The organism is Corynebacterium freneyi (genome assembly GCF_030408835.1).
GTDB classification, from domain to species: Bacteria; Actinomycetota; Actinomycetes; order Mycobacteriales; family Mycobacteriaceae; genus Corynebacterium; species Corynebacterium freneyi.
The window spans coordinates 2,791,727-2,817,121 of sequence record NZ_CP047357.1; the positions used below are offsets into that span (position 1 = coordinate 2,791,727).

A 25,395-nucleotide genomic window follows, 5' to 3' on the forward strand; every position below is an offset into this window, starting at 1 on the left:
GCGACCGCGACGGCCGATTCGCCCCCGAGCCGACGGAAATTCATTGTTCCGTCTGACAATATGAAGAGCATGGATTTCCTTCGCGCCCTCAAGCCGGTGACGCGGCTCCGCGAGGCGCGCATGCGCGAGGCGGCCGCCCGCGAAACCGCCCGCGCGGCGAGTGCGGGGTTGCCCATCCGCCGAAGCGCACGTCCATGGCTGGGCATCCCGTCGAATCCCGGCCTCGTTGGCGCGGAGATCGCGTCGTGGGCGGCGTTCAGCCCGTCGCTCATGCCCCGCCCCTGGGGATCGACGGCGATGGTGTCCTTCGGCGCGCAGCTCGCCGGCCACGTCGTGGGCGTCGCCGTCGGCTACGGGTACCGCCTGGCCGACGCGCGGATCCGCCGGACCCAGCTCGGCCGGTTCGCGCCGTCGGTCGGCACGGAGAGGGCCATCGCACTGGCCTGGCACGGCTCGATGACCGCGGTGACGGCCGCGGTGTGGTGGCGGTCCATCCAACACCAGCGGTCCATCGGCGGCCTGGTGGGCATGGACGCGCTGTCGTCGGCCCGCGCGCAATTCGGCGGCACCGTCCTGGCGTCGGCGGCGTACCTGACCACCCAAGGCCTGACGTTCGCCGCCGAGTTCGCCTTCGACCAGCTCCGCCGGGTCATCCGCCCGTGGGTTCCCCGCGGCGTCGCGCCCGTGACCGCCGGCATCGTCGTCGGCGGAGGCCTGGGGCTGGCCGTCGACAAGCTCGTCGTGCGCCGGACCATCGAGCGCGTCTACCGCAACGCGCACCGCGTGAACATGCGGGTGCTGCCGGGCCGCGCGCAACCGTGGGAACCGGAACGCTCGGGCAGCCCGTGGTCGCTGGAACCGTGGCACGCGCTGGGCGCGCAGGGCCGGGCGATGGTGTCGGACGGGCCGCGCGCACGCGACATCGCGGCGGTGACCAAACGCGCGCCGCACGAGGTGACGGAACCGATCCGCATCTACGCGGGCAAGGTGCGCGGGCGGTCGCTGAAGTCGCAGACGGAGCTCATCATCCGCGAGATGCACCGCACGGGGGCGTTCCGACGGGATCACGTGGTGGTGCACGTGACCACCGGCACCGGCTGGATTCCGCCGTGGAGCCTGATGGCGGTGGAGTTCTTCACCGGCGGCAACTGCGCGCAGATCGGGCTGCAGTATTCGGATCTGCCGTCGCCGGTGGCGTGGCTGGCCGACCACGAGACGCCGCCGGCCGCCGGTCGGGCGATGTTCCGCCGCATCCGCGAGGAGTGGGAGCGCCTGCCGGAGGGGGACAGGCCGATGCTGCTCATCGCGGGCGAGTCGCTCGGCGGTTTCGGCGGCAACGGGGCGTTCGACGACGCAGAGGACATGCTCGCGTCGGTGGACGGCGCCCTGTGGACGGGGACGCCGCAGTTCACGCCGATGTGGAAGGAGCTCACCCACACGCGCGACGCGGGTTCGCCGGAGATTGCGCCGGTCATCGACGGCGGGCGGCACATCCGCTTCGCCACGCGCCCGCAGGAACTGTGGGAGACGTTCGGCGGCGAACCGCTGGGCGAGTGGGAGCATCCGCGGGTGGCGTATCTGCAGCACGCGTCGGACCCGATCGTGTGGTGGGATTATCCGCTGGCGTGGCGGCGGCCGGATTGGCTGCGGGAGCGCCTGGGCCGGGACGTGTTGTCGGCGGTGCGGTGGTTCCCGGTGGTGACGTTCCTGCAGGTGCTCATCGATGGCCTGGTCAGCGTCGACGTGGGCGACGGGCACGGGCACCGGTATGAGGCGGAGGCGTTGCCGGCGTGGGCGGCGATCCTGGGCCTCGAGCTTGACGACGACCGCGCGGGAGCGGGCGGCGTGCGATTCAAGAGGATCGCGAAGTGGGGTCGGCGCAATCTCCCGCCGAAGGCGTGACGGCCGGATCACGGGACCCGACGGGCAGGACACGCCTCGGCAACAATCCGGTTACGACGGCTGCGCTGACGCTACCGCGTACGTAACGTGGTTCACGTCCAGAGGGCTGGACGGGCCTGCGAGCTCGTGCGGTCACCACGACCACGAAAGGAAGCGACACATGGGAATCTTCGACAAGGCCAAGCAGTTCGCCGACGACAACCCGGACAAGGTGAACCAGGGCATCGACAAGGCCGGCGACATCGTCGACGAGCGCACCGGCGGCAAGCACTCCGAGCAGGTGGACAAGGCCCAGGACGCCGCCCGCAAGCACCTCGGCGGCGACGAGTAGCAAAACTTCCGGGCCGAACGCCCGGCGGCGGTCGACGCCGCACATCAGAAAAGACGCCCGTTTCCCGGCGATTGGCCGGGCGACGGGCGTCGCCGCATACAAGAGACAAGTCGCGTACATGAGACAATGTGGGCATCCGCGACGGCGCCGCGATCCCGGGCCGCGCACGACCACGAAAGGTACCCACCATGAGCCTCATCGACAAGGCCAAGAAGTTCATCGACGACAACCCCGACAAGATTCGCGAGGGCATCGAGAAGGTCGGCGACGAGATCGACAAGCGCACCGGCGGCAAGTACGCCGACAAGATCGACCGCGTGCAGGATGAGGCCGCCAAGCGCCTCGGCGATGACGCCTCCGCCACCCCGCCGCGGGACGAGCCCGCGAAGTAAGTGCGTTACGACGGGCCGTCGTCAAGCACGAGCAACCCCGGGCCCGCTCAGCCGCAGGTCACGCCCGTGGCATGGACCGGGCAGTACCCGTTGGGATTCGCCTCCAAATAGCCGCGATGGAAGGGCTCGGCGACCCAAAAACGGCCCGTCGGCGTCTGATCCAGCGGCGTCACCTCCGTGGTGATCGGCCCGAACCCGGCCCGCGCCAGCCGCGGCGCGTAGGCCTCGAGGGTGTCGGCCGTGATGCGCGCCTGCTCCTCGTTCAGCGGGAACACCGCCGACCGGTACTGCGGGCCGATGTCGTTGCCCTGGCGGTCGCCCTGGGTGGGGTCGTGATTTTCCAGGACCAGCCGCAGCAGCTGCGCGAAACTCGTCCGCTCCGGGTCGAACACCGCCAGCACCGACTCCGTGTGCCCCGTCCGCGCGCCGCACACCTCGCGGTACGACGGCCGCATCGTCGCCCCGCCCGCGTAGCCCGGCAGGGTCGTCCACACGCCCGGCGCGTTCCACAGCAGCTTTTCGACGCCCCAGAAACAGCCGGCCGCCACCACCATCGCCTGATGCCCATCCGGCCACGGCCCGCCGTACGGGGTGCCCAAAACCAGGTGCTCGCCGACGACGTGGCCGCCGTCGTCGAGGATGTCGGTCGGCGTGAATGCAGTCATGGGCGCGAGGATACTCGGTGGCCCGCGCGTCGGGAAGGGCCGTGCGACGGGGATGTTCGACGTGGCGCACGCCGGAAAATGGCCGTGCGACGGGGATGTTCGAACGGTCGGGCCGACCCGAATCCGCGAACGCGGGTACCGTCGCTTACGAGCGCCCGGTGACGTGGGCCACTCGCGGGCGGCCAGCCCCGGCCGCGAAGCCCGAATCACATGGTTCGCCTATCGCCCACGGCGAATTACGCATAACTTTCCTTGCGTAATTCGGCGGGATGGGTACCATCGGGTGTCACAAGCTAAATCGACTTTCCAAGGAGGACTCACCCATGGCCGTTTACGAGCTGCCGGAACTGGACTACGCCTACGACGCCCTCGAGCCGCACATCGCCGCCGAGATCATGGAGCTGCACCACAGCAAGCACCACCAGAACTACGTCAACGGCGCCAACGCCGCCCTGGAGAAGCTGGAGGCCGCGCGCAACGACGGCTCCATCGCCGGCGTCGTCACCGCGTTTTCCAAGGACCTCGCGTTCAACCTGGGTGGCCACACCAACCACTCCATCTTCTGGAAGAACCTTTCCCCGAACGGTGGCGGCGAGCCGACCGGTGACCTCGCCGAGGCCATCAACCGCGACTTCGGTTCGTTCGAGAAGTTCAAGGATCACTTCTCCGCCGCCGCGCTGGGCCTGCAGGGCTCCGGCTGGGCCGTGCTGGGTTACGACCACGTCGCCGGCCGCCTCGTCGTCGAGCAGCTGACCGACCAGCAGGGCAACATCTCCGCGAACCTGACCCCGCTGCTGATGCTCGACATGTGGGAGCACGCCTTCTACCTGCAGTACAAGAACGTGAAGGCGGACTACGTCAAGGCCGTCTGGGACGTCTTCAACTGGGATGACGTCGCGGAGCGTTTCGCCAAGGCTTCGGCCTAAGTTTCACGCCGGGCCCGGGGTTTTCCGGGCTTGGGCGGGAGGTTGCTTGACGACGTTCATCGCGTCGCGGGTCGGCCTCTTCGTACTCCCCGGCGGTCGGCTGCAGAAGTCGGTCGTCTGGTGATGCAGCCCGTCCCTCCGTCCGCTCGTTGCGGTCGGCGGGGCGGGTTTCGTGTTTCCGCGGTCAGGCTCCCCGCCGCCCCGCCGAACCCAACCCCCGCCCCGCCGACTCTCCTCCGCCACGCCGCACCCCCATCGCCGTAACACCCCTCACTGCGGGAGTTATCCGACAAATGCAGCCACGGGATTTCCCTTCCTGGGCTTTTACCACCGTTCACTCGACGTGAGGCTGCATTTGTCGAATTCACGGCCTACCCAGCGCGCGCCAACCCGGGATTCGCCCGTTCGGGCGGATTCGAGACCTCCGCAGTGCTCGCCGACGCCGGTTTCACCCCTTCACGGGCGGACGAGAGCCGGCGCCCAGCAATGCGGGCGCCCCACACACCACCCGGGCACTCCCCCACCCGAGCGCGCCCAACATTGCGGCTGGAAGGGGAACCGGCGGGCGTCGTCAAGCAAGAACCGAACCGTCAGACAAGCAACCCCAGCAGCAGCACCGACACCAGGCCAACGACCGACAGGATGGTCTCCATCAACGACCACGTCTTCAACGTCTGCGGCACCGTCATGCCGAAATACTCCTTGACCAGCCAGAATCCCGCATCATTGACGTGCGAGAAGAACACCGACCCGGCGCCGATCGCCAACACCATCAGGGCCGTCGTCACCGGATCCAGCCCCGCCGCAATGGGCGACATGATGCCCGCGGCGGTGATCGTCGCGACGGTCGCCGACCCCGTGGCCAGGCGAATGAACACCGCAACCAACCACGCCGCCAGCAGCGGGGAAATCGCGGCCCCATCCAGCCAATCGCCGATGACGTCCGCAACACCCGACGCGACGAGCGTTTCCTTGAAACCACCGCCCGCGCCGACGATCAGCAGAATGCCCGCGATGCCGGCGAACGACGCGCCGACCAGATCGGACACCTCTTTCAGCCCACGGCCACCGCGCAAGCCCAGCACCGCCATCGCATACAGTGACGTCACCAGCAGCGCGACCAGCGGCATGCCCAGGAACATCAGCAACCCGTGGACGGCGTTGCCCTCGCCGCCGGCCCACACGGTTTCGACGAGCGTGCGCAGCAGCATCAGCACAACGGGAAGCAGAACGACGGACAGCGACACGGCGACGCCGGGCCGATGCTCCTCCGGCACGGGCTCGCCGGTGGTGAAGGTGTCGGGGGCCTCGATCGGGACCCACTTGGCCATGAACTTCGCGGACACGGGCCCCGCCAGGATCACGCAGGGCACGGCGACGATGAGGCCCAGGCCCAGCGTCACGCCCAGGTTCGCGCCGAGGGCATCGATGGCGATGAGCGGCCCGGGGTGCGGCGGCACCAGGCCGTGCAGCGCGGACAGGCCGGCCAGGGCGGGGATGCCCAGCAGGATGACGGGCTGGCGGGCGCGTTTCGCGGCGAGCATGACGACGGGGATGAGCAGGACGACGCCGACCTCGAAGAAGAGCGGGATGCCGATGATGAACGCGAGCGCCGCCATCATCCACGGCAGTTTTTGCGGCGTGGTGCGGTGCAGGAAGCCTTCGACGATGGCGTCGGCGCCGCCGGATTTCACCAGCAGCGTGCCGATGATCGCGCCCAGTGCGATGAGCACGCCGGTGCCGCCGACGGTGGAGCCGACGCCGGCGGTGAATGCGGTGAACGTGTCGGTCAGCGCGATGCCGGCGGTCAGCGCGAGCACGGCCGAGCCGAGCATCAGCGCCAGGAACGGGTGGACCTTGCCCCAGACGATCAGCGCGACGATTGCGGCGATGCCGACGAGTGCGGCGGTGATCAGCTGCGTCGGCCCGGCCGTGGTCAGCGGTTCGTCGGCGGCGAGGAGCATGGTGGCGTTCATTTATGCGTCCTTTTCGTCGGATTTGCTTTGCGACGGCGCGATCCCCGCGTAGGCGAAACCGGCGTCGACGATCTCGCGCGGGGTGCCGGCGAGGTCGACGGTTACGCCGTCTTCGTCGTCCTGCAGCTGTTCGAGGTCGGCGTATTGGCTGGGGAGGAGGGACGCGGGCATGAAGTGGCCCTTGCGGTGTGCGAGACGCTCTTCGATGACCGATGCTTCGCCGTAGAGGTGGACGAAGACGACGCGTCCTTCTGCGCCGCGGAGGATGTCGCGGTAGGAGCGCTTGAGCGCGGAGCACGTGACGACGGTTCCGGCGCTCGTGCCCTCGGTCGCCCGGTCGGTCATCCAGTCGCGCATGGCTTCGAGCCAGGGGCGGCGATCGTCGTCGTCGAGCGGGTGCCCGGAGGCCATCTTGTCGATGTTGGCCTGCGGGTGGAATTCGTCGGCTTCCGCGTAGGGCCAGCCGGTCAGGTCGGCGGCCAGTTCGGCTGCGGTGGTCTTTCCGCATCCGCTGACGCCCATGAAAACCAAGTGGATGAACGGGTTCATGATCGAATGATATTCCCTCAAAAGGAAAAGCCATAACGGTTTTTCCAATGCCGCATTTCATGTGGCGATTATCACTTCGATGCGTCCTTTCCGGGTGGGGCCGGTTATGTGGGGACGCGTGCTCGAACGGGGGCGCGCGTCTTCCGGCGCCCGATGTTTCCGGTTCTCGCCCGGGCTGCGGCCGAACGGGCTAGTTTCGCGGGCATGACCCACGCCAATGACGCACGGATTTCCACTTCGCCCGTCACCGTCGAGTACGAGCACCTCGACGGCGGCGCCAAGGTCGCGGTGGTGTCCCTGAACCGCCCCGCGAAACTCAATGGCCTGACCATGGCGATGTTGCGCGGCCTCGACGATGCGGCGAAGACGTTGCGCCGCGACCGCGATTTGCGGGGCGTGATTCTCGCGGGCGAGGGCGCGTCGTTTTGCGCGGGCCTGGATTTCGGGTCGGTGCTGAAGAAGCCGATGGACATCGTCCGGGCGTTCGCGCCGAATCCGCTGGCGGGCGATGGTACGAATCTGTTCCAGCGGGTGTGCTGGGAGTGGCGCCGGCTGCCGGTGCCGGTGATCGCGGTGGTGCAGGGGCATTGTTACGGCGGTGGGGTGCAGTTGGCGTTGGGCGCGGATTTCCGGGTGACGGCCGCGGATGCGCGTTGGTCGGTGTTGGAGGCGAAGTGGGGGCTCATTCCGGACATGTCGGGGGCGCGTACGTTGGCGGATCATGTCGGTGCGGAGCAGGCTCGTTGGTTGACGATGACCGGGCGTGAGTTGTCGGGCGCGGAGGCGGTCGAGGTTGGGTTGGCGACGGAGGCGGTTGATTCGCTTGACGACGCCAACGTGCGTGCCCGGGAGATGCTCGTCGAGTTGTTCGGTCGTTCGCCCGATCAGTTGGCGTCGACGAAGGCGTTGTTCAACAGGGCGTGGCGGTCGCCGCGGGCGACGTTCCGTGCGGAGCGTTTCGAGCAGGCCAAGTTGTTGCTCAGCGAGAATGCGGCGCGGGCGCGGGAGGCGGCGTTGAAGAAGCGGCCGCCGAATTTCGTTCGCCGGGGGACGTGGGCGTTCAGGGGCTGATTCGCTGGGCGTTCGCCCCGGAGCGGCCAGGTGCCGCTGCGTTAGTCGATGTCGCGGTTTTCCAGGTCGCGCACGTTGGGGATCTCGTCGACGGCACGGCCGGAGTCGAGCCATTCGCGGACGGCGGCGGTGGATCGGCAGTCGTCGGCGTTGTAGCGCAGGAGTTTGGCGCGGGCGTCGGCGGGGTTGAGGCCGCCTCCGGTGCCGCCGCCATCACCTGCACCGTCGACTGCCCCCGCGCCCGCGCCGATGCCGACGGCGTCGCGGTAGAAGGACAGTGATGCTTCGCCGTCGGCGTCGTCGTCGCGCCACGTGAATCCGGCCATGGGCGCCACGACTTTCAGTCCCAGTCCCGCGGGGCTGATCAGTTGGCGTTTGGTCACGCGGAACAGGTCGACCCATTCGTCGGAGGAGATGAATCGTTCGATTTCGGCGATGTCGGGGACGGCGATGATGCGGGCGGGTGCGCCGGCCTCCGTTGCATCCCCGGCGACGACGAACTCCATGCCGGCGAACCTCTTCGCCGAGTGCCGCAGCCAGTGGTTTTCGCCTTCGGCGGCCCAGCAGTAGACGCGGAAGGTGCGCCCGGCGGCGTGTGCGGCGGCCCGGCGCGCCATGAGCCAGTCCCAGAAGCGGGCGAAGTTTTCGGCTTCCGCGTCTCCGCCGAGCCCGGCCGGTCCGGGTGGCGCCCAGGTCACGTGCGAGACGTATCCGTCGTCGGGCGTCCATGCGCCCCACAGGTATGCGCCGTGGCCGGGGTAGGCCTCGAGGTCGACGTCGATTTCCACGTCGGCGCGGGGTGCGCTGGTTTTCTCCACGCGCAGGGCGGCGGGTTCGCCGAAGACGGACAGCAGCGCCAGGTGCCGGTGTTCGCCGGCGCCGTCGTCGCGGGCGAGTTGGCGGATGGTGGTGATGCCGGCTTCGCGGTATTCGTCGCCCCGGTTGCCGGGCAGCAGCAGGGAGATGTCGTCGGCGGCGCGCAGTTCGTCTTCGCAGGCTTCGCGCCATCGGCAACTGCGGCATTCGCGGATTTTCCGGGGCGCCAGGGGCCATTGGCCGATGCGCCATTCGTTGCCGTCGATTTTCGGCGCGGGCGGCGACGGTTCCCCGGTTTTCGTTTCGCTTGACGACGACGTGGCCGCCTCATGGCGTTCGATCGCGTGGATGGTGGCGCGGGCTCGTCGTAAAGCGGTGCGGTACGCGGCGACGCGCGGCCCTTCGTCGACGATGACCACTCGCGTCGGGTCGGCGCCGATGCCCCCGACGAGGCCGCAGGACGCGCCGAGCCGGTGGAGCAGGGCGGCGGCCTGGCCGAGTTGGACCGCATCGGCGGCGTTGTGGCGCAGCTTCAGTTTTTCGTCGACGACGATGCTCGTGCGCAGCGGCCGACCCAGCACGCCCGGGCGGCCGAGGCGGGCGACGGGGAGGATGCGGGCGGCTTCCGTGCGGCGGCGGCGCGGCTCCAGCAGCTTGTGCGCGGCGATGATCACCGGCAGGTAGCCGTCGCCCAGGCGAACCAGCAGGTCGGGGCGGGATTCCTCGGCGATGCCGGAGAATGCGCGGTCCCCCGGCGGGCGCTCGTGGCGCAGGACGGCGCCGACGATGAGGTCCGCGCCCGCCGCGATCGCCTCCAACGTCGCCAGATCCGCGTCCGGACCCGGCGCGATGACCGTCGGATCCGGCAGCCCCGCGATCACCGACGCCCGGTGATGCGCCCCCAACTCGGCGCGCCGGCGGGCGGATTCGGAATTACCCGGGCGCCGCGGCCCCGCCATGCGATCGCGGACCAGCCGGTACCGGCACCCGACCAAATCGGGCCCGGTCACCGGCTGCGGGACGGTATCCTCGGTGTTCACGATGCAACCAGGGTATCGCCCGGCGGAAACCGGGGTTAATCTGGTTGCGCGACAATTCACGCACGATTCCGCAGACTCCGAACGCAGATTAGGGATTCCATGAGCTTCTTGGGCGACTACCGCGACCGCCGCCGCGAAATGAAACTGAAGCTGAAGGCCGCCAAGGCCAAGGCCAAGGAGGACGCGAAGCACGAGGCGAAGCTGAAGGACAAGGCCTACCGCGATGGCCGCAAGGCCGCCGAAGCCGAACGCAAGCGCAACGCGAAGGACGCGAAGAAGGAAGCCAAGCGCAACGCGAAGCTGGACAAGCGTGCGGCGAAGCGGGCCGAGAAGATCCGCAAGGCCGGCTGGAAGGACGAGCAGAAGGCCCTCAAGGCCAAGCACAAGCACCAGGAGAACGTTGCGGCGAAGATCCTGGAGCAACAGCGCAACCAGGGCCTGACCCGCGAGAAGGCGAAGGGGTGGGTCGGCGCGGCGCGCCTGCTGGTCCCGGTGGCGCTGCCCCTCGGTTACCGGCTGATGACGTTCGTGCAGAACCGCGGCCAGGACGCCGCCGCACGCAAGTTCGGCGTGACCGGTGACGCGGTGGCCCGCCACCACGGCTACGGCGCTCCGCTGCGCGCCCGCGTCGAGGGCATCCGCGGGTCGCTGGATCGTCTGGAGAACTCCAAGGTGTCGGGCACCGTGGGCTTCATCAAGGACGCGCGCAACCGCCTGGATCTGCTGGTCGACGCCATCGAGACGGCCGAGCACATGACCCCGGACCAGCGTCGCCGCGCCCACGTGTCCATCTCCGCGGAGCTCGACGGCATCGACTCGGAGATCATGGACAAGATGGGCCTGACCGCCTAGTTCGGGTCACCTGTAGCCGGAGCTGCGGCGTCCGGCCGGGACAGCGGCGCCCGGCCGGAGCCGTGGTCGCCCGTCGGGAGCGGCGGCCACCCGTCGGGAACCGCAGGTGTACGGAAGATGAATCTTCCATGAAATCCCCCCTCAATGGGGTACCTCGGAACCGTTACCAATTGGTGATACACCAATAGGGACAGTGTCATGTAGTTCATGACTTCCGCCCACGGCTCCTCACCCGCGTCGCCGACCCCGTCCCGCCGCACCATCCTCAAGGCCGGTGCCACCACCGCCGCGTTCGTCGGCACCTCGACCCTTGCGGGCCGATTCACCGCCTCAGCGCAGGAGGCAGCCGGGGACGCCGCCGGCGGCGGCCACAACGTCTTCCAGCATGGCGTCGCCTCCGGTGACCCGCTGCCCACCTCCGTCCTCCTGTGGACCCGCGCCACCTCCCACCCCGGCGACGTTCCGGGCGCGGAGGCCGGCACCGCCGTGAAGCTGCGCTGCGAGGTCGCCACCGACGATTCCTTCGGCACCATCGTCCTGTCCGGCGAGGCCGTCGCCGAGCCCGCCCAGGACAACACCGTCAAGCTCGACGCCACCGGCCTGCGGCCCGACACCTGGTACAGCTACCGATTCACCGTCGCGGAGGGCGACTACGCCGGCCAGGTCTCCCCGGTCGGTCGCACCCGCACCGCCCCCGACGCCAACGCAACGCCCGACAAGCTCGGCATCGCCCTGACCTCCTGCGCGAACTGGGAGGCGGGCTACTTCTCCGCGTACCGCGACATGGCGGACAACCCCGACGTCGACATCATCATGTGCGTCGGCGATTACATCTACGAGTACGAGCGCGGCGGCTACACCGGCAAGACCGGCGCCATCCGCGACCACGAGCCGCCGCACGAGATCGTCTCCCTGTCGGACTACCGCCGCCGCTACGGCCACTACCGCACCGACAAGGACCTGCAGGCCGCCCACGGCGCCAAGCCGTGGGTGGTCACCTGGGACGACCACGAGGTCGCCAACGACACCTACAAGGACGGCGCCGAGAACCACTCCCCCGAGACCGAGGGCGACTACATCGCCCGCCGCGACGCCGCCATCCAGGCCTACCTGGAGTGGCTGCCGGTGCGCGCCACCACGTTCTCCGAGGGCGGCCACCTGTACCGCGCATTCACCTACGGCACCCTGGCCGACATCACCATGCTCGACCTGCGCACCTACCGCGACAAGGCGCCCGAGTTCATCAAGATCGGCGAGACCGACGACCCGAACCGCACCATGCTCGGCTCCGAGCAGATGAACTTCCTGCTCAACCGGTGGACGAGCTCGGCCGCGACCTGGAACCTGGTGGGCAACTCCGTCATGTTCACCCAGGTGCTCATCCCGCCGCTGGACCCGCAGACCTCCGGCGCCATCACCGAGCTGCTCGGCCTGCCGCAGGACGGCGTCCCGTACAACTCCGACCAGTGGGACGGCTACGCCCACGAGCGACGCAAGCTCATCGGCGAGATGTCCGGGCGAAATCTGGACAACGTCGTGTTCCTCACCGGCGACATCCACTCGTCGTGGGCGTGCAACGTGCCCGTCACCCCGGGCCGCTACCCGGCCGACGGCATCGCCGCCGCCGAGATCGTGTGCACCTCCGTCAGTGCGTCGAACATCGACGACATCGTGAAGCTGCCGCAGCGCAACGCCATCTCCCAGACCGCCGAGCAGGCGCTGATGGCCGCCAACCCCTACGTCGAGTGGATCGAGTTCGACCACCACGGCTGGGTCAACGTGCAGGTCCGGCCCGACGAGATCCTCGCCGAGTACCGCTTCGTCGAAGACAAGACCATCCCCGACCAGCCGCTGTACACGCCGGCGGTCTACCGCGTGAAGCGCGGCGAGGGCGTCTCCCCGGCGTAAGCCCCGGACCCGCCCCGGAAGGCACCTCGGGCCCCGGACGTCGTCATCGAGACGTCCGGGGCCTTTTCGCGTGCGCATCGTCGACATTTTGGCATGACGACGAAAGCTCAATGTGGCGCCATATCATTGCTTTTCCCAGATAACCGGCTCTTCAGGATTTAGAGTGCGTTGATCTTGGTGTGCAGCTGTCCGGAGTGGATCAAGGATCGCAAGATGTAGTGCCCGAGGTTCTTGAACCCCAGAGCGATGCCGCGCAGATGCTCCAGGCGCCCGTTGATCGCCTCGACGGGCCCGTTGGACGCGCCGATATCGAAATACGCCAGCACGTCCTTCTGGCGCCGGTACAGCGTGTTTCCCAGCTGCTTAATCTCCTCTAACCCCTTCGGCATCGTCGATGAACGCAGCGTGCTGATCACCTTCTGCATCAGCTTCTTGCCCTCGGCTTTCTTCGGGTACTGATAGGCGGCGATGATCTGCTGATACACCGACCACGTCACCTCCAAAGCCACGTAGTCTTCGTCGGTGGCCCACAGTTGCTCGAGTCGCCGATGCTGTCGATCAGTGAGGAAGTCAATCCTGGTCAACAGGGTTTTCCGGTTCTTATACAACGGATCGTTTTTCTTGCCCCGCCGCCCGGTGGTCATCCGCTGCAGGCGCTGCCGGCACACGGTCAACTTGTCGGCGGCCAGGTGCACCACGTGAAAGGGATCCATCACCGCCTGCGCCCGCGGCAGGGCCTGTTTGGTGGCGGTGGCGTAGCCGGCAAACCCATCCATCGTGACAACCTCGACCCGGTCGCGAAAGCCCTGCCCACGCTGGCCGAGCCAATCGCTCAGTACCGCGGCGCTACGACCCGGGACCATGTCCAGCAACCGGGCCGGTCCGGCGCCGTCGATGACGGGGGTGATGTCGACGAGCACGGTGACGAACGAGTCCGGCTCACCGGCCCGGTGGGTGTGCTTCCACACGTGCTCGTCCACGCCCAGCACGCGTACCCCGGCAAGGTGGCCGGGGTCGTCATAGACCAGGTGCCGGCAGGCATCCAGGGCGAGGTCGTTGACCAGGTCCCAGCCCAAGCCCAGGGCTTTGGCGGTGGCGGAGATACTCATTTTGTCGATCGCCAACCGTTGCAGAATCCAGCGGGTCACCCGGCGAGTGACGGTGCGCCCGCGTTCGGCGCAGGCCAGTTCGCCCTGGTAGATCCGCTGGGCACAGGACTGATTCAGGCACAGGAACCGCGGCACGCGTACCTGCAACCTGGTGGGGAAGCCGACGACGGGAAGATCGGTCAGCCGGCGCACGACGTGATCACGCAGCCGGCCTGTGTGTCCGCAGCCCGGGCACTTGTCGCAGGAGTCGATGGGACGAGCACTGATGACCGTGAACTCGCCGGCATCCGCGGCATCGGTGATCGTTAATCCCAGCTCCGCGGTGCGGCAAATGGTGTCGGCGACGAGGTTGAACGTAGGCTGCATCGTAGGGTCCTGGTTCGGTCAGATGGTTGTGTGGTAACTCTCATCTTGTACCGGCCAGGGCCCCTACATGTTGTGCCACCCCGACATATCACTTCCCGCTAATTACGCACTCCAGATCCGGATGAGCCAGATAACCTCGACGGCGAAGTGCGCCACCATTAATGGTCAAGATTCTAAGAATCGACTGAACATGCGGCCGACGTAGACACCCGCACCAATGTCCTGGTATAAAATGCGACATTGGACGAACATCAATCCCCAGATGGCGCATCGGAGTCAGAACCATGACTTCCGCACCATCCCAATGACGAAGGTTCATCATATGGCGCGCAAGGAAGTTATCCAGTACATCGACGACCTCGACGGCACCACGCTGCACGAGGATGACGTCAAGGTGGTCCGTTTCGGATACCAGGGCCGCAATTACTACCTCGACCTCTCCGCGGCCAATGCGGAGAAGTTCGACCAGATGATCCGCCCGTACGTCGACAAGGCGCACGCCGACGATTCCGCTCCGGCCACCCGCGCCCGCCGCGGATCCAACCCGAATTCCACCAAGCAGCGCGAGCGCAACCGGATCATCCGCCAGTGGGCGAAGGACCGGGGCATGACCGTCGCCGATCGCGGCGCCCTGCCGAAGGCCATCATCGACGAGTACGAGGCCGCGCACTCCTGATCCGGCCCCACCGGACCGCACGGCCCGCTCCCGCCACCAAACCCCGGGGCGCGGCCCCGCCCGACCACCCGCACCCGCCAGCCCCGCCCGGATCGTCCCGGGCCGGGCTCGCGGGTGCCGGGCACGTGAAAGGGGATGGCTTCCGTTGCTGGAACCCCTGGTCTTCCTCATTTCGGGGATCCTCAAAGCCTGGCATCTGATCATCGCGGCGGTGCCGGGCGTTTCCGTGTCCGCGGCCTGGACCGCGTCGGTGATTCTCCTGCTGATCACCGTTCGCCTGGCGCTTTTGCCCATCGCCTATCAACAATTGTTGATGGGCCGAAAAACGGTCAATTTGCGCCCGCAATTCGCGGCGATCCGCGAAAAGTACTCCCGCAGCATCGAACCGAACGCGGCGAAGTACCAGAAATGGGCGATGCAGGAGCTGCGGGAACGCAACGGCATCAGCACGTGGACCGGTTTGATCCCGCCGCTGGTGCAAATCCCCGTCTTCATCGGCCTTTTCCGGATGCTGCGCCGCATGGCCAATGCCGGGGCGCACGGTTCCGAGGGGGTCACCGAAAGCGTCGGCTTCCTCAGCGGCGACGAAGTCCGCGAGTTCACCTCCGCCACCTTCGCCGGCGTTCCGTTGCCCGCGTACATCGCCATGCCCGAGGCGCAATTGGCGGAACTGGACACCACCTTCGCCGACGTCTTCGCCGTGTGCGCCCCGCTCATCGTGGCGGCGGCGACGTTCACGGGAATCAACATGGCGATTTCGATCAATCGCCTCAGCCGCACCCTCGACCACGGCTCCCGCTTCATGCGCGGCACCTACAAATACATGGTCACCATGACCTTCTTCGCGGTGTCGTTTCCCCTGTTCTTCGGTTTCCTCGGCCCCGCGCCGGTGGCGATCGTCGTCTACTGGGTCTGCAACAACCTCTGGACCATGAGCCAGAACGCGATCATCACGATCATCCTGGAACGCCGCCACCCGCTCACCGCCGAATTCAAGGCGCTGCGCGACCACACCCGCGATGCCCGGCGCGACGACCGCTCCAAGAAAGCGAAGGGCCGTCGTGAAGCGCGAAGCTCCCGCTGGCGCGCGCTCGCCAGCACCATCCGCCAACCTTCCCGCCGCACCGAGTTGTGGGACGCCCACCGCACGTTCCTCGCCGACCGCGACGCCGCGGCGAAGGCCGTCACCGACCGGCAACGCGCGCAGCAGGCGAAGATCCACCAGACCCGCCAGCTCGCGCGGCTGCTGCGGGCCGACTCCCAGGGGCGCCTGCCCAATCTCGAGGGCAACACCCGCATCAACGAAGCGTGGCGCCGGTCCGCGCCCCCACCGGACGACGCCGACGGCCAGCCCGGCGACGACCGGATCGTCGGCAAGCTGGGGAAGGTCGCCGTTCGCATGACGCTGGCGAAAGACGACCAGGTCCGACGCCGCACCGGCGGCCGCCTCAGTGCTCGGCGTAAACCAGGTCGCGGGCGAGGTCGCGGGCCGTCTGCAGGGGCGTGAGGTCCTTCGACATCTTCGAGCCGGCCAGCCCGCCGTCGAGGTAGAGCATCAGCATGTTGGCGTGGAGTGACGCCTGGTTGCATTCCTTCTCGGCCAGCAGTTGCCGCAGCGTGTCCCACACCCACGTGCGGTGGGCGACGACGGCGGCGCGGATCTCCTCCTCCGACTCGGTCGCCGGATTCGGGTACTCCGACGCGGCGTTCTGGAAATGCGATCCGCGGAAGCCGATGGTGGGTTGTTCGGCGATGCACTGGTCGAAGAACGCGAGGATCTTCTCCTCCGGCGTGTCCAGCGTGTCCGCCCGCGCCTCCCATGCGGCGCGCCATTTCTGGTCGAGGTCTTCCAGGTAGGCGATGACGAGCTTGTCCTTCGACCCGAACAGCGAGTAGAGGCTGGCCTTGGCGACGTCGGCTTCGCGCAGGACGCGGTCGATGCCGATGACGCGGATGCCTTCGTTGGCGAACAGCTCCGTGGCGGAGGTCAGGAGTCGGTCGCGCGGGCTCGGGCGGTTGCGGCGCCGCCCCCGCGTCTTGCCGGTCGTCGCGTCCGCCACGTCGTGCTCCCGTCCCTTCGCCTCGTTTGCGCCTGACCTGCGCGGTGCTCGTCCTGCGGTGGTGATGTGCATCACCGCCGCACCGAGTGGTCAGACTGGTCAGTGCGGCCGAGCTTTCACCCGAGTTTACAGCCACGCCGCCCCGCGGGGAGGGTTGCCCGCCACTTTTCGCGGCTTGGGCTCCCGGTTGCGGTGCGCGCCGCGCTGTTGCCGCTTCTTCTTGCTTGACGACGTCCGCGTGGAGGCGGCGGCCGTCGCAAAGTACTGCCACCGTCCCGCAAACAGCCTGGTCGCGATTTTTCGGCGGGCCGGAATGTCGACTTTCTCACCGGCGTATCCGTCGCCGAGCGGAACTGGCCCGACCGTGCCACGCTAAGTGGCCATGGGGGGAAACATCGACCATTTGCCATTGCCGACGTGCGGGGCCACCCGCGCCGAACTGCTCGCCGACGGGTGGACCGACCGGACGATCAAGGCCGCGATGCGCGCCGGCCGGCTCGTGCGCATCGGCCGCGGCTGGTACGCCACACCGCCGACGATCCAGGAAGCGAAGTTGTCGCTGGTGACGCGCCTGAACCCGTCGGCGGTGCTGTCGCATCGGACGGCGGCGTGGCTGCACGGGTTCCGAAAGTCGCCGCCGGACGTGCTCGACGTCATCGTTCCGCGCAGCATCACCGCGCTGCAGGGGGCGGTGGTACACCGGCGGGAACCCGCGAACACCGTCGTCGCCATGATAGACGGGTGGCGCGTGACCGGGGCGGCGCAGACACTGGCGGATCTCATGGCCCCGTCGCAATGGGGCGAGCGGCTGACGGCGACGATCGTCGACGGCACCTTCCCCACCATGGCCAGCCGCGCGGCGCTGCTCGCCGAGGCGCGCGAACTGAACCACCCGCGGGCGTCCGCGCTGGTCACGCTGCTGTCGTGGGCGCCGGAGGGGGCGCGGTCGAACGTGGAGCGCCGGGTGGCGCGGGCGCTGGAGCGGCTGGGCTTCATCGTGGTGCTCGACTACGCCATCGGCCCGTATCGCTTCGATCTGGTGCATGTCGGGGCGCGGCTGGTCATCGAGTTCGATTCGGAGAAGTACCACGCGACCGTCGAGGCGTTCCGCCACGACCGGGCCCGCCAGAATCTCGCCGTCCGCCGGGGCTGGGGTTTTCTGCGGTACCACGACTTCGACGTCACCCATCGGTTCGACGTCGTGGTCGCCGAGATCGCCGCGACCATCCGGGAGCGCATGGGTGGGGTGCGCGTCGAGTCGGATTGGGATCGTCTGCCGTGTTGGGAGCTCTACGAGGCCCTGCACTGGGCGCATGCGGAGTCGTTCGCGGCGGACTTGGGGCTGCTTCGGCGGGAGTAGAGGCGCGGAGCGGGCAGTGCCGGTGAGAAAGTCGACATTTCGGCCGGCCGAAAAATCGCGACCAGGCTGTTTGCGGGACAGTGGCAGTACTTTGCGACGGCCACCGCCTCCACGCGGGCGTCGTGAAGCATGAAGCTGCGCGGGAACCGCGGCAGCGCATGAAAAAGCCCGGGCCCTTCCGCGAGGAAGGAAACCCGAGCCGAATCGCGTGGCGCGGAAAGCGCTTAGCGGCGCTTGGTCACCAGACCCACGATCCACAGCAGGATCACCGCGCCGATGAGGCAGGTGATGAAGCTGAAGATGAGGCCACCGCCCTCGACGTCGAAGCCGAGCGCGCCCAGCAGCCAGCCGCCGAGGAAGCCGCCGATGATGCCGACGATGATGTTCAGGACGACGCCCATCGATGCGTCCGTGCCCATGATCTTCGAGCCGATCCAGCCTGCGAGACCACCGACGATGATCCAGCCGATGAAGCCGAGGGTCGGGGCGGTGGCGGCGAGGAGAAGAGTGTCAGTCATTGTTGTTTCCTTTCACGGGAGACGGAACCGTAATTCGGAACCGTCGTTCACCGGTTCCACCCCAGTGTAAACGATATGCACCCAAAGTGGCAGCCCGGGCCGCTAACGATTCGGGAACGATCCCGGCATCCCCGACGCACCCCGCCTTCGTCGCCCCGAAACGCCGACGGGCGGGGCGGGACCGTGGCGCGAAACCCATCGATCCCGACCCCGCCCGGGAGTCCTCCGTCGGCCGCTTCCGCCTTACTTCGGCAGCGAATCCGGCCGGACGACCATCATCGGGCACGGCGCGGCCTGCAGCAGCGCGCGCGACGTGGACCCGAGCAGCATGCCCTTGAAGCCGCCGCGGCCGTGCGAGCCGACGACGAGCAGCTGGGCACCCTCGGACGCGTCGGCCAGGGCGCGCACCGGGCGGTCGCGGGTGACGACCTTGGTCACCTTCACGTCCGGGAACCGCTCCGACCAGCCGGCCAGGCGCTGTCCGAGCAGGGCGTTCTGCTCCTCCTCGACGACCTGCCACTGCTGCTGGGCGGCGGACAGGCCGGCGAGCGACGCCTGCACCTGCATGTCCATCCAGGTGTGCACGGCGATGAGCTCGGCGCCGCGGGCTTCGGCCTCCTTGAAGGCGTTTTCGATGGCCTTCTGGGACACGCCGGATCCGTCGACGCCGACGACGACGGGGCCGTACTTGGTTTCCTCGGTGACGGCGTTGTCCTCGCGGACGACGACGACCGGGCACGACGCGTGCGACACGACGGCGGCCGACACGGATCCCATGACCATGCCGGACAGTCCGCCGAGGCCGCGGGAGCCCATGACGATCATGGTGCACTGCTCGGACAGGTCGAGCAGCATGTCGATGGGGCTGCCTTCTTCGATCTGGTGCGAGACGTCGACGTCGGGCATGTAGTCGATGGCGACCTTCTTGGCCTCCTCGATCTTCTCGAGCGTCTCGGCTTCGAGGTCCTCGTAGAGTTCCTGCGGCGGGACCATTCCTTCGGCGTACAGGAACTGCGGCATGGAGTAGCTGCTCACGAGGCGCAGCGGGATGCCGCGTTTGACTGCGGTGTTGGCCGCCCACTTGGCTGCGGTCTTGGACGCATCCGAACCGTCGACGGCGCAGACGATGATGTCTTGTTTGGGCATTATGCCCCTTCCTCCTTGGGCGGCGGCCGCTGTCGGCTTCCGCCTCTCTTGTGCACGTCCACCACCCACGCTACCCCCGTTTCGGCTGCTTTACGACGACTGCCCTCGGGGATTTTCGGCGGTCAGGTGAGCCAGGCCTCCCCCAGTCGCCGGATGGAGTCGATGCGGACGCTCGGGTCGTGGGAGTAGGTGACGGTGATGATTTCGTCGGCGCCGGTATCGGCGGCGAACTGGTCGAGACCTGCGGTGACGTCGTCGGCGGTGCCGTGGAAGGAGCAGCGGAGCATGGTCTGGACGCGTTGCCATTCGAGCATGGTGGCGCCGGCTTCGGGGTGGTCGACGGGTTGGGGCAGGGGTTTGCGGGCGCCGCCGCGGCCGAGTGACAGGAACATCTGCTGGATGACGGAGAATTCGCGGCGCGCCCGTTCCGCCGTGTCGGCGACGAGGACGTTGGCTGCGACCATGACGTGCGGTTCGGCGATGGTGGCGGTGGGTGCGTCGGCGTTGAACGAGTCGCGGTAGACCTCGAGCGCTTCGGCGAGCTGGTGCGGTGCGAAGTGGGAGGCGATGGCGAATGGCATGCCGAGCACGGCGGCGACGGACGCGCCGGCGGTGGTGGAGCCGAGGACGTACATGGGCACGTTGGTGCCCTGGCCGGGGTAGGCGACGATCTTCGCCTCGGGGCGCACGGGCCCCAGGTACCGGACGAGGTCGCGGATGTCGGCGGCGAAGTCGACGACGTCGGATGCTCCGCGCCGCAGTTCCCGGGCGGTCGACGGGTCGGTGCCCGGCGCGCGGCCGAGTCCCAGGTCGATGCGGTCGGGATAGATGGTGGCCAGCGTGCCCACGTCTTCGGCCACCCGCAGCGGCGCGTGGTTGGGCAGCATGATGCCGCCGGAGCCGACGCGGATGGTCGACGTCGCGCCGGCGATGTGGCCCATCAGCACCGTCGTCGCCGACGACGCGATGTTCAGGGTGTTGTGGTGCTCGGCGACCCAGAACCGCTTGTAACCCGAGGTTTCGGCGGCACGGGCGGCCTCCACGGTGGCCGCGATGGCCTCGGCGGCGGTCGACCCGGCCGACACGGGCACGAGGTCGAGGACGGACAGCGGTGGACGAGATCGGCTCATGCCCTCGTTGTACACGACGCCCCGGATCGCGCCGCCGCCTCCGACGGTCACGTTGTTACGATCCTCCCGTGCCCACGACCCCTCCGCCCGCACGCCGCCGTCGCCGCCGCCTGGCGCCGCTGCCGATTCGCGACGGGCTCAATCCCTCCCGCGTCCGCGCCCCCGGTGCGCCGGGGGATGCGCCGGTCACGGCGATGGATCTGGTCACCGCCGCGGTCGAGGGGCAGACCCACCGCCACCCGGATGACGGTCCGGCCACCGTCGCCGCCCGTTTCGCCGAGGGCGCCGTCGTCGACGCCAACGCCCGCCCCCTGGCCCCGGACGCGCCGCTGCGCCCCGGCACCGACATCTGGTTCTACCGGCTGCCCGCGCCGGAGCCGACCATCGCCGGGCCGATGCCGATCCTCCACCGCGACCGCGATCTCGTCGTCGTGGACAAGCCTCCGTTTTTGGCCACGACGCCGCGCGGCCGCCACATCACCGAGTCCGCCGTGGTCCGCCTGCGCCGCGAACTCGACGACGGCGACCTCATCCCCGCGCACCGCCTCGACCGTCTGACCTCGGGCGTTCTCGTCTTCGTCGCCCGGCCCGAGGTCCGTGGCGCGTACCAGGATCTCTTCGCCGACCCGGGCGCCGTCGTCAAGCATTACGAGGCCCGCACGCGCCGACCCGCACCCGGCGAACTGCCCGACGCCCCGTTCACGCTGCGCACGCGGCAGGAGAAGACCCGGGGGATCCTGCAGGCCCGCACGGTGACCGGCGAACCCAACGCGATCACCGTCGTCGAGGACGTTTCGCTTGACGACGGCCACCCGGGGCCCGGAACCGCCCTATGGCGGCTGCGGCCGATCACCGGACGCACCCACCAACTGCGGCTGCACCTGCATGACCTGGGCTTTCCCATCCTCGGGGATCCGCTCTACCCCGACGTCCTGCCCGCCGACGCCGAAGACCCCGCCCGCCCCATGCACCTGCTGTGCCGCGAACTGTCCTTCGACGACCCCACCACCGGGCGACGCCGCACCTTCCGCAGCCGGCGCGGGAGCCCCACGTGGCGGCGACCCGACATAATGGGGAACATGTAACCGACCGGCACCCCGGCCGGCGCGCAACCGCACGGAAGGTCACACATGTCCGTACCCGACACCCCGGGCACCGCAACCCCGAAGGAGCCGGCCGCCCGCGCGATCGGCCTGACCAAACGCTACGGCGCCGGAGACACCGCCGTCACGGCGCTCGACACCGTCGACGTGGAATTCGGCCGCGGCGAATTCACCGCCATCATGGGCCCCTCCGGATCCGGCAAGTCGACCCTCATGCACTGCATGGCCGGCCTCGACACCGCCACCTCCGGCGAGGCGCGCATCGGCAACACCGAACTGTCCGCCCTGTCCGACAAGGAGATCACGGCCCTGCGCCGCGACCGCCTCGGCTTCGTCTTCCAGTCCTTCAACCTCGTGCCCACGCTGACCGCCGCCGAGAACATCACGCTGCCCGTCGACATCGCCGGCCGCACCGTCGACCGGGAATGGTTCGACTCGATCACCTCCCGACTCGGCCTGACCGGGCGACTGTCGCACCGCCCGTCGGAACTGTCCGGCGGCCAGCAGCAGCGCGTCGCCTGCGCCCGCGCCCTCGTCGGCAGGCCCGAGATCATCTTCGGCGACGAACCCACCGGCAACCTCGACTCCAACTCGTCGCGCGAAGTGTTGCAGATCCTGCGCACCGCCGTCGACGACCTGGGGCAGACCGTCGTCATCGTCACCCACGACGCCAAGGCCGCAAGCTACGCCGACCGCGTCATCTTCCTCGCCGACGGCCGCATCGTCGACGAGCTCCGCGACCCCGACACCGACGCCATCCTCAACCGCATGGCGCGCATGGAACAACAGTGAGCGCATCCTTTTCGACCATGCGGCGGGTTTCCGTCCGAAGCCTCGCCGCCCACAAGATCCGCTTCGCCCTGACCATCCTGTCCGTGGTGCTGGGCACCGCGTTCATCTCCGGCGCATTCGTGTTCACCGCATCGCTGAACAAGGCGTTCGACGGCGTGCTGGCCACCGCCTACGACGGAATGGACGTCGTCGTCGAATCCCCGTCCGGCACGCCCGGCATGGACCGCGACACCGTCGACGCCATCGAGGCCGTCGACGGCGTCGGCGCACTCAACGTCAGCGCGCGGGCGGCCAGCGTCATCATGACCGGTTCCGACGGCAAGCCCATCCAGACCGGCGGCGCCCCCGCCCAGGGCCTGCCGTACTACGACGACGCCGAGGCCGTCGGCCCCTCCACCACGTTCACCGAAGGCAACCCGCCGCGGGGCCCCGACGAAGTCGCGGTCAACGACACCGCCGCCGAACGCGGCAACGTCGGCGTCGGCGACACCGTCACCGTGGTCACCGGCTCCGACCGGGCCGACGTCACCATCTCCGGCGTGTACCAGCTCGACGGCGACGTCGCGGGCTGGTTGGGCGTCCTGTTCCCCGTGGACACGTGGATGAATCTCTACACCGACGGCGAACACGTCGATCAGGTGGTGCTCGCCGCCGCCGACGGCGTGGATCCCGGACAGCTGCGCGACCGCATCGCCGCCGAGTTCCCCGACCTGGAGGTCGACACCGGCGCCGCGCTCGCCGAACGCGACTCCGAGCAGATTTCGCAGGCGCTCGGGTTCGTCAACTACTTCCTCGTCGCCTTCGGCCTCATCGGTCTGCTGGTGGGCACGTTCATCATCTCCAACACGTTCTCCATGCTGGTGGCGCAGCGGACCAAGGAGTTCGCGCTGCTGCGCGCCCTCGGCGCGTCCCGCGGGCAACTCACCGGTTCGATCGTGATGGAGGCGATCGTCGTCGGCCTCATCGGCTCGCTGCTCGGCGTCGCCGCCGGCTTCGGCCTGTCGCAGTTGTTGTACGCGGCCATGGGCGCCTTCGGGTTCGACATGCCCGGCAACGGGCTGACCGCCACGCCGGCGGCCGTCGTGGTGCCGCTCGTCGCCGGGTTGCTCATCACCGTCCTCGCCGCGTGGGCCCCGGCCGCCCGCGCCGGCGCCGTCCCGCCGGTGGAGGCCATGCGCTCCGGCGACCAGGGCTCCGACCCGAAGCTGCGGGTCCGCACGATCGCCGGCGCGGTGCTGGCGTTGCTGGCCGTCGGCTTCATCGTCTGGGCGCTGCAGTGGACCGACGGCGACACCGGTCCCCGCGCCCGCCTCGTCGGCTATGGTGCGGTCGCCTCGATCGCCGCGATGTGGCTGGCCGGCCCCGCGCTGTCGATTCCGTTGGTGGGCTCTCTCGGCGGCGTCATCGGTGCGCCGTTCGGGGCCGTCGGAAAGCTGGCGTCGACCAACTCGCGCCGCAACCCGCGGCGCACGGCGGCCACCGCGTTCGCCCTCACGCTCGGCCTGGCGCTCGTCGCGTGCGTCGGCATGCTCGGCTCGACGATGAAGGGTGCCATCGACGACTTCATGGACGAGAACTTCGCCGCCGACTACGTGCTCAGCCCGCCGATGATGGCCCACGTGGCCATGCCCGACGGCGTGCGAGGTGCGGTCGCCGACGTCGACGGCGTCACCGACACCGCCACCGTCTACCTCGGCGCGGTGCAGGTCATCGACGCCGACGACCCGGGGGAGATGGCGCAAGCGCAGGCCACGATCGCCGACGGCGGGGGCGCGACCGGCCCAGGAGGCGCGGGCGGCCCCGGCGGCGGCTCCTTCCTCGACGGCGATTACGGCCGGTGGTATTCGGCGGACACCATCGCAGGTTCGCTCGACTTGGCCGCGCCCGATGCCGGTGCGGTGATCTCCGAGTCGGTCGCCGAAGAGCGCGGCTGGGAGCTCGGCCACCCGGTCGGAGTGGTCTCCCCGATGGGCATCATCGACACCGAGGTCACCGGCATCCACTCCGACATCGACGGCGAGGGCGGCATCACCCTGTCGCCGTCGATCCTCGACCGGGCGGGGGCATCGCGCGCCATGCTCACCCCGATGCAGATCTACGTCGGGGTCGAGGGCGGATCCGCCGATGCGCGAGCCGCGGCGCTCGACGACGGAGCCGATGCGTCCGAACGCGACGACTACATCGACGCCGACCGGGTCGAGTCGTTGCGCGGCCCCCTCGAGGAAGCCGTGGCCCCGTATCTCATCGTACAGGTGCAGGATCGGGAGGAGTTCGGCGGCGTCGCCGCAGCCTCCGTCGATGCCCTCCTCGGCATCGTGTACGCGCTGCTCGGGTTGGCGGTCGTGATTTCGATCCTCGGCATCATCAACACCCTGGCCCTGTCGATCATCGAGCGGCGCCAGGAGATCGGCATGCTCCGCGCCGTCGGCATGCAGCGCTCCGACATTCGTCGCATGGTTCGCCTGGAGTCGATGCAGATTTCCATCTTCGGCGCGGTGGTCGGCGCGTTGCTGGGCCTTGGCCTCGGGTGGGCGTTGCTGACCGTGCTTTCCGACGAGGGACTCGGCACGATCGTCGTGCCCTGGGGGTTGCTGGCGACGGTGCTCGTCGGCGCCGCGATCGTCGGCGTCCTCGCTGCGGTCTGGCCAGCGCGGAAGGCGGCCAAAACTCCGCCGCTCGCCGCCATCGCCGACGAATAGGCGCGACG

General features: G+C 68.7%; 22 protein-coding genes. 13 read left to right on the forward strand and 9 right to left on the reverse strand.

What is annotated here, in order from left to right:
* Positions 1–69: 69 nt before the first annotated feature.
* The 3 genes from CFREN_RS12455 to CFREN_RS12465 all read left to right on the forward strand — a co-directional run bounded on the left by CFREN_RS12455 (position 70) and on the right by CFREN_RS12465 (position 2,625).
* Entirely contained in the window at positions 70–1,902 is a 1,833-nt protein-coding gene (locus tag CFREN_RS12455; protein WP_244979466.1) for an alpha/beta-hydrolase family protein, read from the forward strand.
* 160 nt (positions 1,903–2,062) lie between these two features.
* Entirely contained in the window at positions 2,063–2,233 is a 171-nt protein-coding gene (locus tag CFREN_RS12460) for an antitoxin (protein ID WP_083291475.1), read from the forward strand.
* Between the two features lie 188 nt (positions 2,234–2,421).
* Positions 2,422–2,625, forward strand: a complete 204-nt coding sequence (locus CFREN_RS12465; protein ID WP_070521833.1) for an antitoxin — start codon at positions 2,422–2,424, stop codon at positions 2,623–2,625.
* A 47-nt stretch (positions 2,626–2,672) separates the two neighbouring features.
* Here the strand turns inward: CFREN_RS12465 and msrA are convergent, their stop codons facing one another.
* On the reverse strand, positions 2,673–3,290 hold the full coding sequence (gene msrA / locus CFREN_RS12470; protein ID WP_209651611.1) for a peptide-methionine (S)-S-oxide reductase MsrA: 618 nt from the start codon (positions 3,288–3,290) through the stop codon (positions 2,673–2,675).
* Positions 3,291–3,613: 323 nt separating this feature from the next.
* On the opposite strand from msrA, the gene CFREN_RS12475 reads away from it, so the two are divergent.
* Positions 3,614–4,216 (forward strand): superoxide dismutase, encoded by a 603-nt coding sequence (locus tag CFREN_RS12475; RefSeq protein WP_209651608.1) that lies wholly within the window; start codon positions 3,614–3,616, stop codon positions 4,214–4,216.
* Positions 4,217–4,806: 590 nt separating this feature from the next.
* On the opposite strand, the gene CFREN_RS12480 is transcribed toward CFREN_RS12475, so the two are convergent.
* Together CFREN_RS12480 and CFREN_RS12485 are read right to left on the reverse strand one after the other, a co-directional pair.
* Positions 4,807–6,192 carry a GntP family permease gene (locus tag CFREN_RS12480; RefSeq protein WP_070521597.1) on the reverse strand — a complete coding sequence of 462 codons (1,386 nt, stop codon included), beginning with the start codon at positions 6,190–6,192 and terminating at the stop codon, positions 4,807–4,809.
* Positions 6,193–6,741: a gluconokinase gene (locus tag CFREN_RS12485; RefSeq protein ID WP_070521600.1), complete on the reverse strand. Its 549-nt coding sequence runs from the start codon at positions 6,739–6,741 to the stop codon at positions 6,193–6,195.
* A gap of 204 nt (positions 6,742–6,945) precedes the next feature.
* Here CFREN_RS12485 and CFREN_RS12490 point away from each other — a divergent pair, with 204 nt between their 5' ends.
* The gene (locus CFREN_RS12490; protein WP_244979465.1) at positions 6,946–7,812 is read left to right on the forward strand and encodes a crotonase/enoyl-CoA hydratase family protein; all 867 of its coding nucleotides are present in this window, start codon (positions 6,946–6,948) and stop codon (positions 7,810–7,812) included.
* Positions 7,813–7,853: 41 nt separating this feature from the next.
* On the opposite strand, the gene CFREN_RS12495 is transcribed toward CFREN_RS12490, so the two are convergent.
* Entirely contained in the window at positions 7,854–9,668 is a 1,815-nt protein-coding gene (locus CFREN_RS12495; protein ID WP_246580145.1) for a TM0106 family RecB-like putative nuclease, read from the reverse strand.
* Between the two features lie 99 nt (positions 9,669–9,767).
* On the opposite strand from CFREN_RS12495, the gene CFREN_RS12500 reads away from it, so the two are divergent.
* Positions 9,768–10,520 carry a DUF6474 family protein gene (locus CFREN_RS12500; RefSeq protein ID WP_070521606.1) on the forward strand — a complete coding sequence of 251 codons (753 nt, stop codon included), beginning with the start codon at positions 9,768–9,770 and terminating at the stop codon, positions 10,518–10,520.
* Between the two features lie 207 nt (positions 10,521–10,727).
* Entirely contained in the window at positions 10,728–12,428 is a 1,701-nt protein-coding gene (locus CFREN_RS12505; RefSeq protein ID WP_070521609.1) for an alkaline phosphatase D family protein, read from the forward strand.
* Positions 12,429–12,586: 158 nt separating this feature from the next.
* Here the strand turns inward: CFREN_RS12505 and CFREN_RS12510 are convergent, their stop codons facing one another.
* Positions 12,587–13,903, reverse strand: coding sequence for an ISL3 family transposase (locus CFREN_RS12510; protein ID WP_070518955.1), 1,317 nt, complete (start codon positions 13,901–13,903; stop codon positions 12,587–12,589).
* Positions 13,904–14,225: 322 nt separating this feature from the next.
* On the opposite strand from CFREN_RS12510, the gene CFREN_RS12515 reads away from it, so the two are divergent.
* Positions 14,226–14,579 carry a histone-like nucleoid-structuring protein Lsr2 gene (locus CFREN_RS12515; protein ID WP_209651606.1) on the forward strand — a complete coding sequence of 118 codons (354 nt, stop codon included), beginning with the start codon at positions 14,226–14,228 and terminating at the stop codon, positions 14,577–14,579.
* Positions 14,580–14,724: 145 nt separating this feature from the next.
* A complete protein-coding gene (yidC, locus tag CFREN_RS12520) occupies positions 14,725–16,086 on the forward strand; it encodes a membrane protein insertase YidC (RefSeq protein ID WP_209651604.1) in 1,362 nt (453 codons plus the stop codon).
* Here the strand turns inward: yidC and CFREN_RS12525 are convergent.
* On the reverse strand, positions 16,028–16,639 hold the full coding sequence (locus CFREN_RS12525; RefSeq protein ID WP_070522968.1) for a TetR/AcrR family transcriptional regulator: 612 nt from the start codon (positions 16,637–16,639) through the stop codon (positions 16,028–16,030). The two genes, yidC and CFREN_RS12525, sit on opposite strands and share 59 nt — an antisense overlap.
* A 382-nt stretch (positions 16,640–17,021) precedes the next feature.
* Here CFREN_RS12525 and CFREN_RS12530 point away from each other — a divergent pair, with 382 nt between their 5' ends.
* A complete protein-coding gene (locus CFREN_RS12530) occupies positions 17,022–17,999 on the forward strand; it encodes a PDDEXK-like endonuclease domain-containing protein (protein WP_209651602.1) in 978 nt (325 codons plus the stop codon).
* 224 nt (positions 18,000–18,223) lie between these two features.
* Here CFREN_RS12530 and CFREN_RS12535 read toward each other — a convergent pair whose 3' ends face one another.
* The 3 genes from CFREN_RS12535 to CFREN_RS12545 all read right to left on the reverse strand — a co-directional run bounded on the left by CFREN_RS12535 (position 18,224) and on the right by CFREN_RS12545 (position 20,844).
* Positions 18,224–18,517 carry a GlsB/YeaQ/YmgE family stress response membrane protein gene (locus CFREN_RS12535; protein WP_070522962.1) on the reverse strand — a complete coding sequence of 98 codons (294 nt, stop codon included), beginning with the start codon at positions 18,515–18,517 and terminating at the stop codon, positions 18,224–18,226.
* Positions 18,518–18,760: 243 nt separating this feature from the next.
* A complete protein-coding gene (locus tag CFREN_RS12540; RefSeq protein ID WP_070522960.1) occupies positions 18,761–19,663 on the reverse strand; it encodes a universal stress protein in 903 nt (300 codons plus the stop codon).
* A 122-nt stretch (positions 19,664–19,785) separates the two neighbouring features.
* Complete coding sequence (locus CFREN_RS12545; protein WP_342356248.1) at positions 19,786–20,844, reverse strand: LLM class flavin-dependent oxidoreductase; 1,059 nt, start codon at positions 20,842–20,844, stop codon at positions 19,786–19,788.
* Positions 20,845–20,861: 17 nt separating this feature from the next.
* On the opposite strand from CFREN_RS12545, the gene CFREN_RS12550 reads away from it, so the two are divergent.
* From CFREN_RS12550 to CFREN_RS12560, 3 genes are read left to right on the forward strand one after another with little or no spacing between them, the layout of a single operon-like run.
* Positions 20,862–21,878: a pseudouridine synthase gene (locus CFREN_RS12550; RefSeq protein WP_246580146.1), complete on the forward strand. Its 1,017-nt coding sequence runs from the start codon at positions 20,862–20,864 to the stop codon at positions 21,876–21,878.
* Positions 21,879–21,923: 45 nt separating this feature from the next.
* On the forward strand, positions 21,924–22,688 hold the full coding sequence (locus CFREN_RS12555) for an ABC transporter ATP-binding protein (protein WP_209651600.1): 765 nt from the start codon (positions 21,924–21,926) through the stop codon (positions 22,686–22,688).
* Complete coding sequence (locus CFREN_RS12560; RefSeq protein WP_209651598.1) at positions 22,685–25,387, forward strand: ABC transporter permease; 2,703 nt, start codon at positions 22,685–22,687, stop codon at positions 25,385–25,387. The genes CFREN_RS12555 and CFREN_RS12560 overlap by 4 nt, the downstream gene beginning before the upstream one ends.
* The last annotated feature ends 8 nt before the right edge of the window (positions 25,388–25,395 follow it).

What these genes read in the sequence shown, in the direction of transcription:
- CFREN_RS12475 (WP_209651608.1), top strand. Translation starts at nt 3,614, where the DNA reads ATGGCCGTTTACGAGCTGCCGGAACTGGACTACGCCTACGACGCCCTC.
- CFREN_RS12510 (WP_070518955.1), bottom strand. Translation starts at nt 13,903, where the DNA reads ATGCAGCCTACGTTCAACCTCGTCGCCGACACCATTTGCCGCACCGCG.
- CFREN_RS12480 (WP_070521597.1), bottom strand. Translation starts at nt 6,192, where the DNA reads ATGAACGCCACCATGCTCCTCGCCGCCGACGAACCGCTGACCACGGCC.
- CFREN_RS12485 (WP_070521600.1), bottom strand. Translation starts at nt 6,741, where the DNA reads ATGAACCCGTTCATCCACTTGGTTTTCATGGGCGTCAGCGGATGCGGA.
- CFREN_RS12455 (WP_244979466.1), top strand. Translation starts at nt 70, where the DNA reads ATGGATTTCCTTCGCGCCCTCAAGCCGGTGACGCGGCTCCGCGAGGCG.
- msrA (WP_209651611.1), bottom strand. Translation starts at nt 3,290, where the DNA reads ATGACTGCATTCACGCCGACCGACATCCTCGACGACGGCGGCCACGTC.
- CFREN_RS12505 (WP_070521609.1), top strand. Translation starts at nt 10,728, where the DNA reads ATGACTTCCGCCCACGGCTCCTCACCCGCGTCGCCGACCCCGTCCCGC.
- CFREN_RS12490 (WP_244979465.1), top strand. Translation starts at nt 6,946, where the DNA reads ATGACCCACGCCAATGACGCACGGATTTCCACTTCGCCCGTCACCGTC.
- CFREN_RS12530 (WP_209651602.1), top strand. Translation starts at nt 17,022, where the DNA reads ATGGGGGGAAACATCGACCATTTGCCATTGCCGACGTGCGGGGCCACC.
- CFREN_RS12465 (WP_070521833.1), top strand. Translation starts at nt 2,422, where the DNA reads ATGAGCCTCATCGACAAGGCCAAGAAGTTCATCGACGACAACCCCGAC.
- CFREN_RS12515 (WP_209651606.1), top strand. Translation starts at nt 14,226, where the DNA reads ATGGCGCGCAAGGAAGTTATCCAGTACATCGACGACCTCGACGGCACC.
- CFREN_RS12555 (WP_209651600.1), top strand. Translation starts at nt 21,924, where the DNA reads ATGTCCGTACCCGACACCCCGGGCACCGCAACCCCGAAGGAGCCGGCC.
- CFREN_RS12535 (WP_070522962.1), bottom strand. Translation starts at nt 18,517, where the DNA reads ATGACTGACACTCTTCTCCTCGCCGCCACCGCCCCGACCCTCGGCTTC.
- CFREN_RS12540 (WP_070522960.1), bottom strand. Translation starts at nt 19,663, where the DNA reads ATGCCCAAACAAGACATCATCGTCTGCGCCGTCGACGGTTCGGATGCG.
- CFREN_RS12460 (WP_083291475.1), top strand. Translation starts at nt 2,063, where the DNA reads ATGGGAATCTTCGACAAGGCCAAGCAGTTCGCCGACGACAACCCGGAC.
- CFREN_RS12500 (WP_070521606.1), top strand. Translation starts at nt 9,768, where the DNA reads ATGAGCTTCTTGGGCGACTACCGCGACCGCCGCCGCGAAATGAAACTG.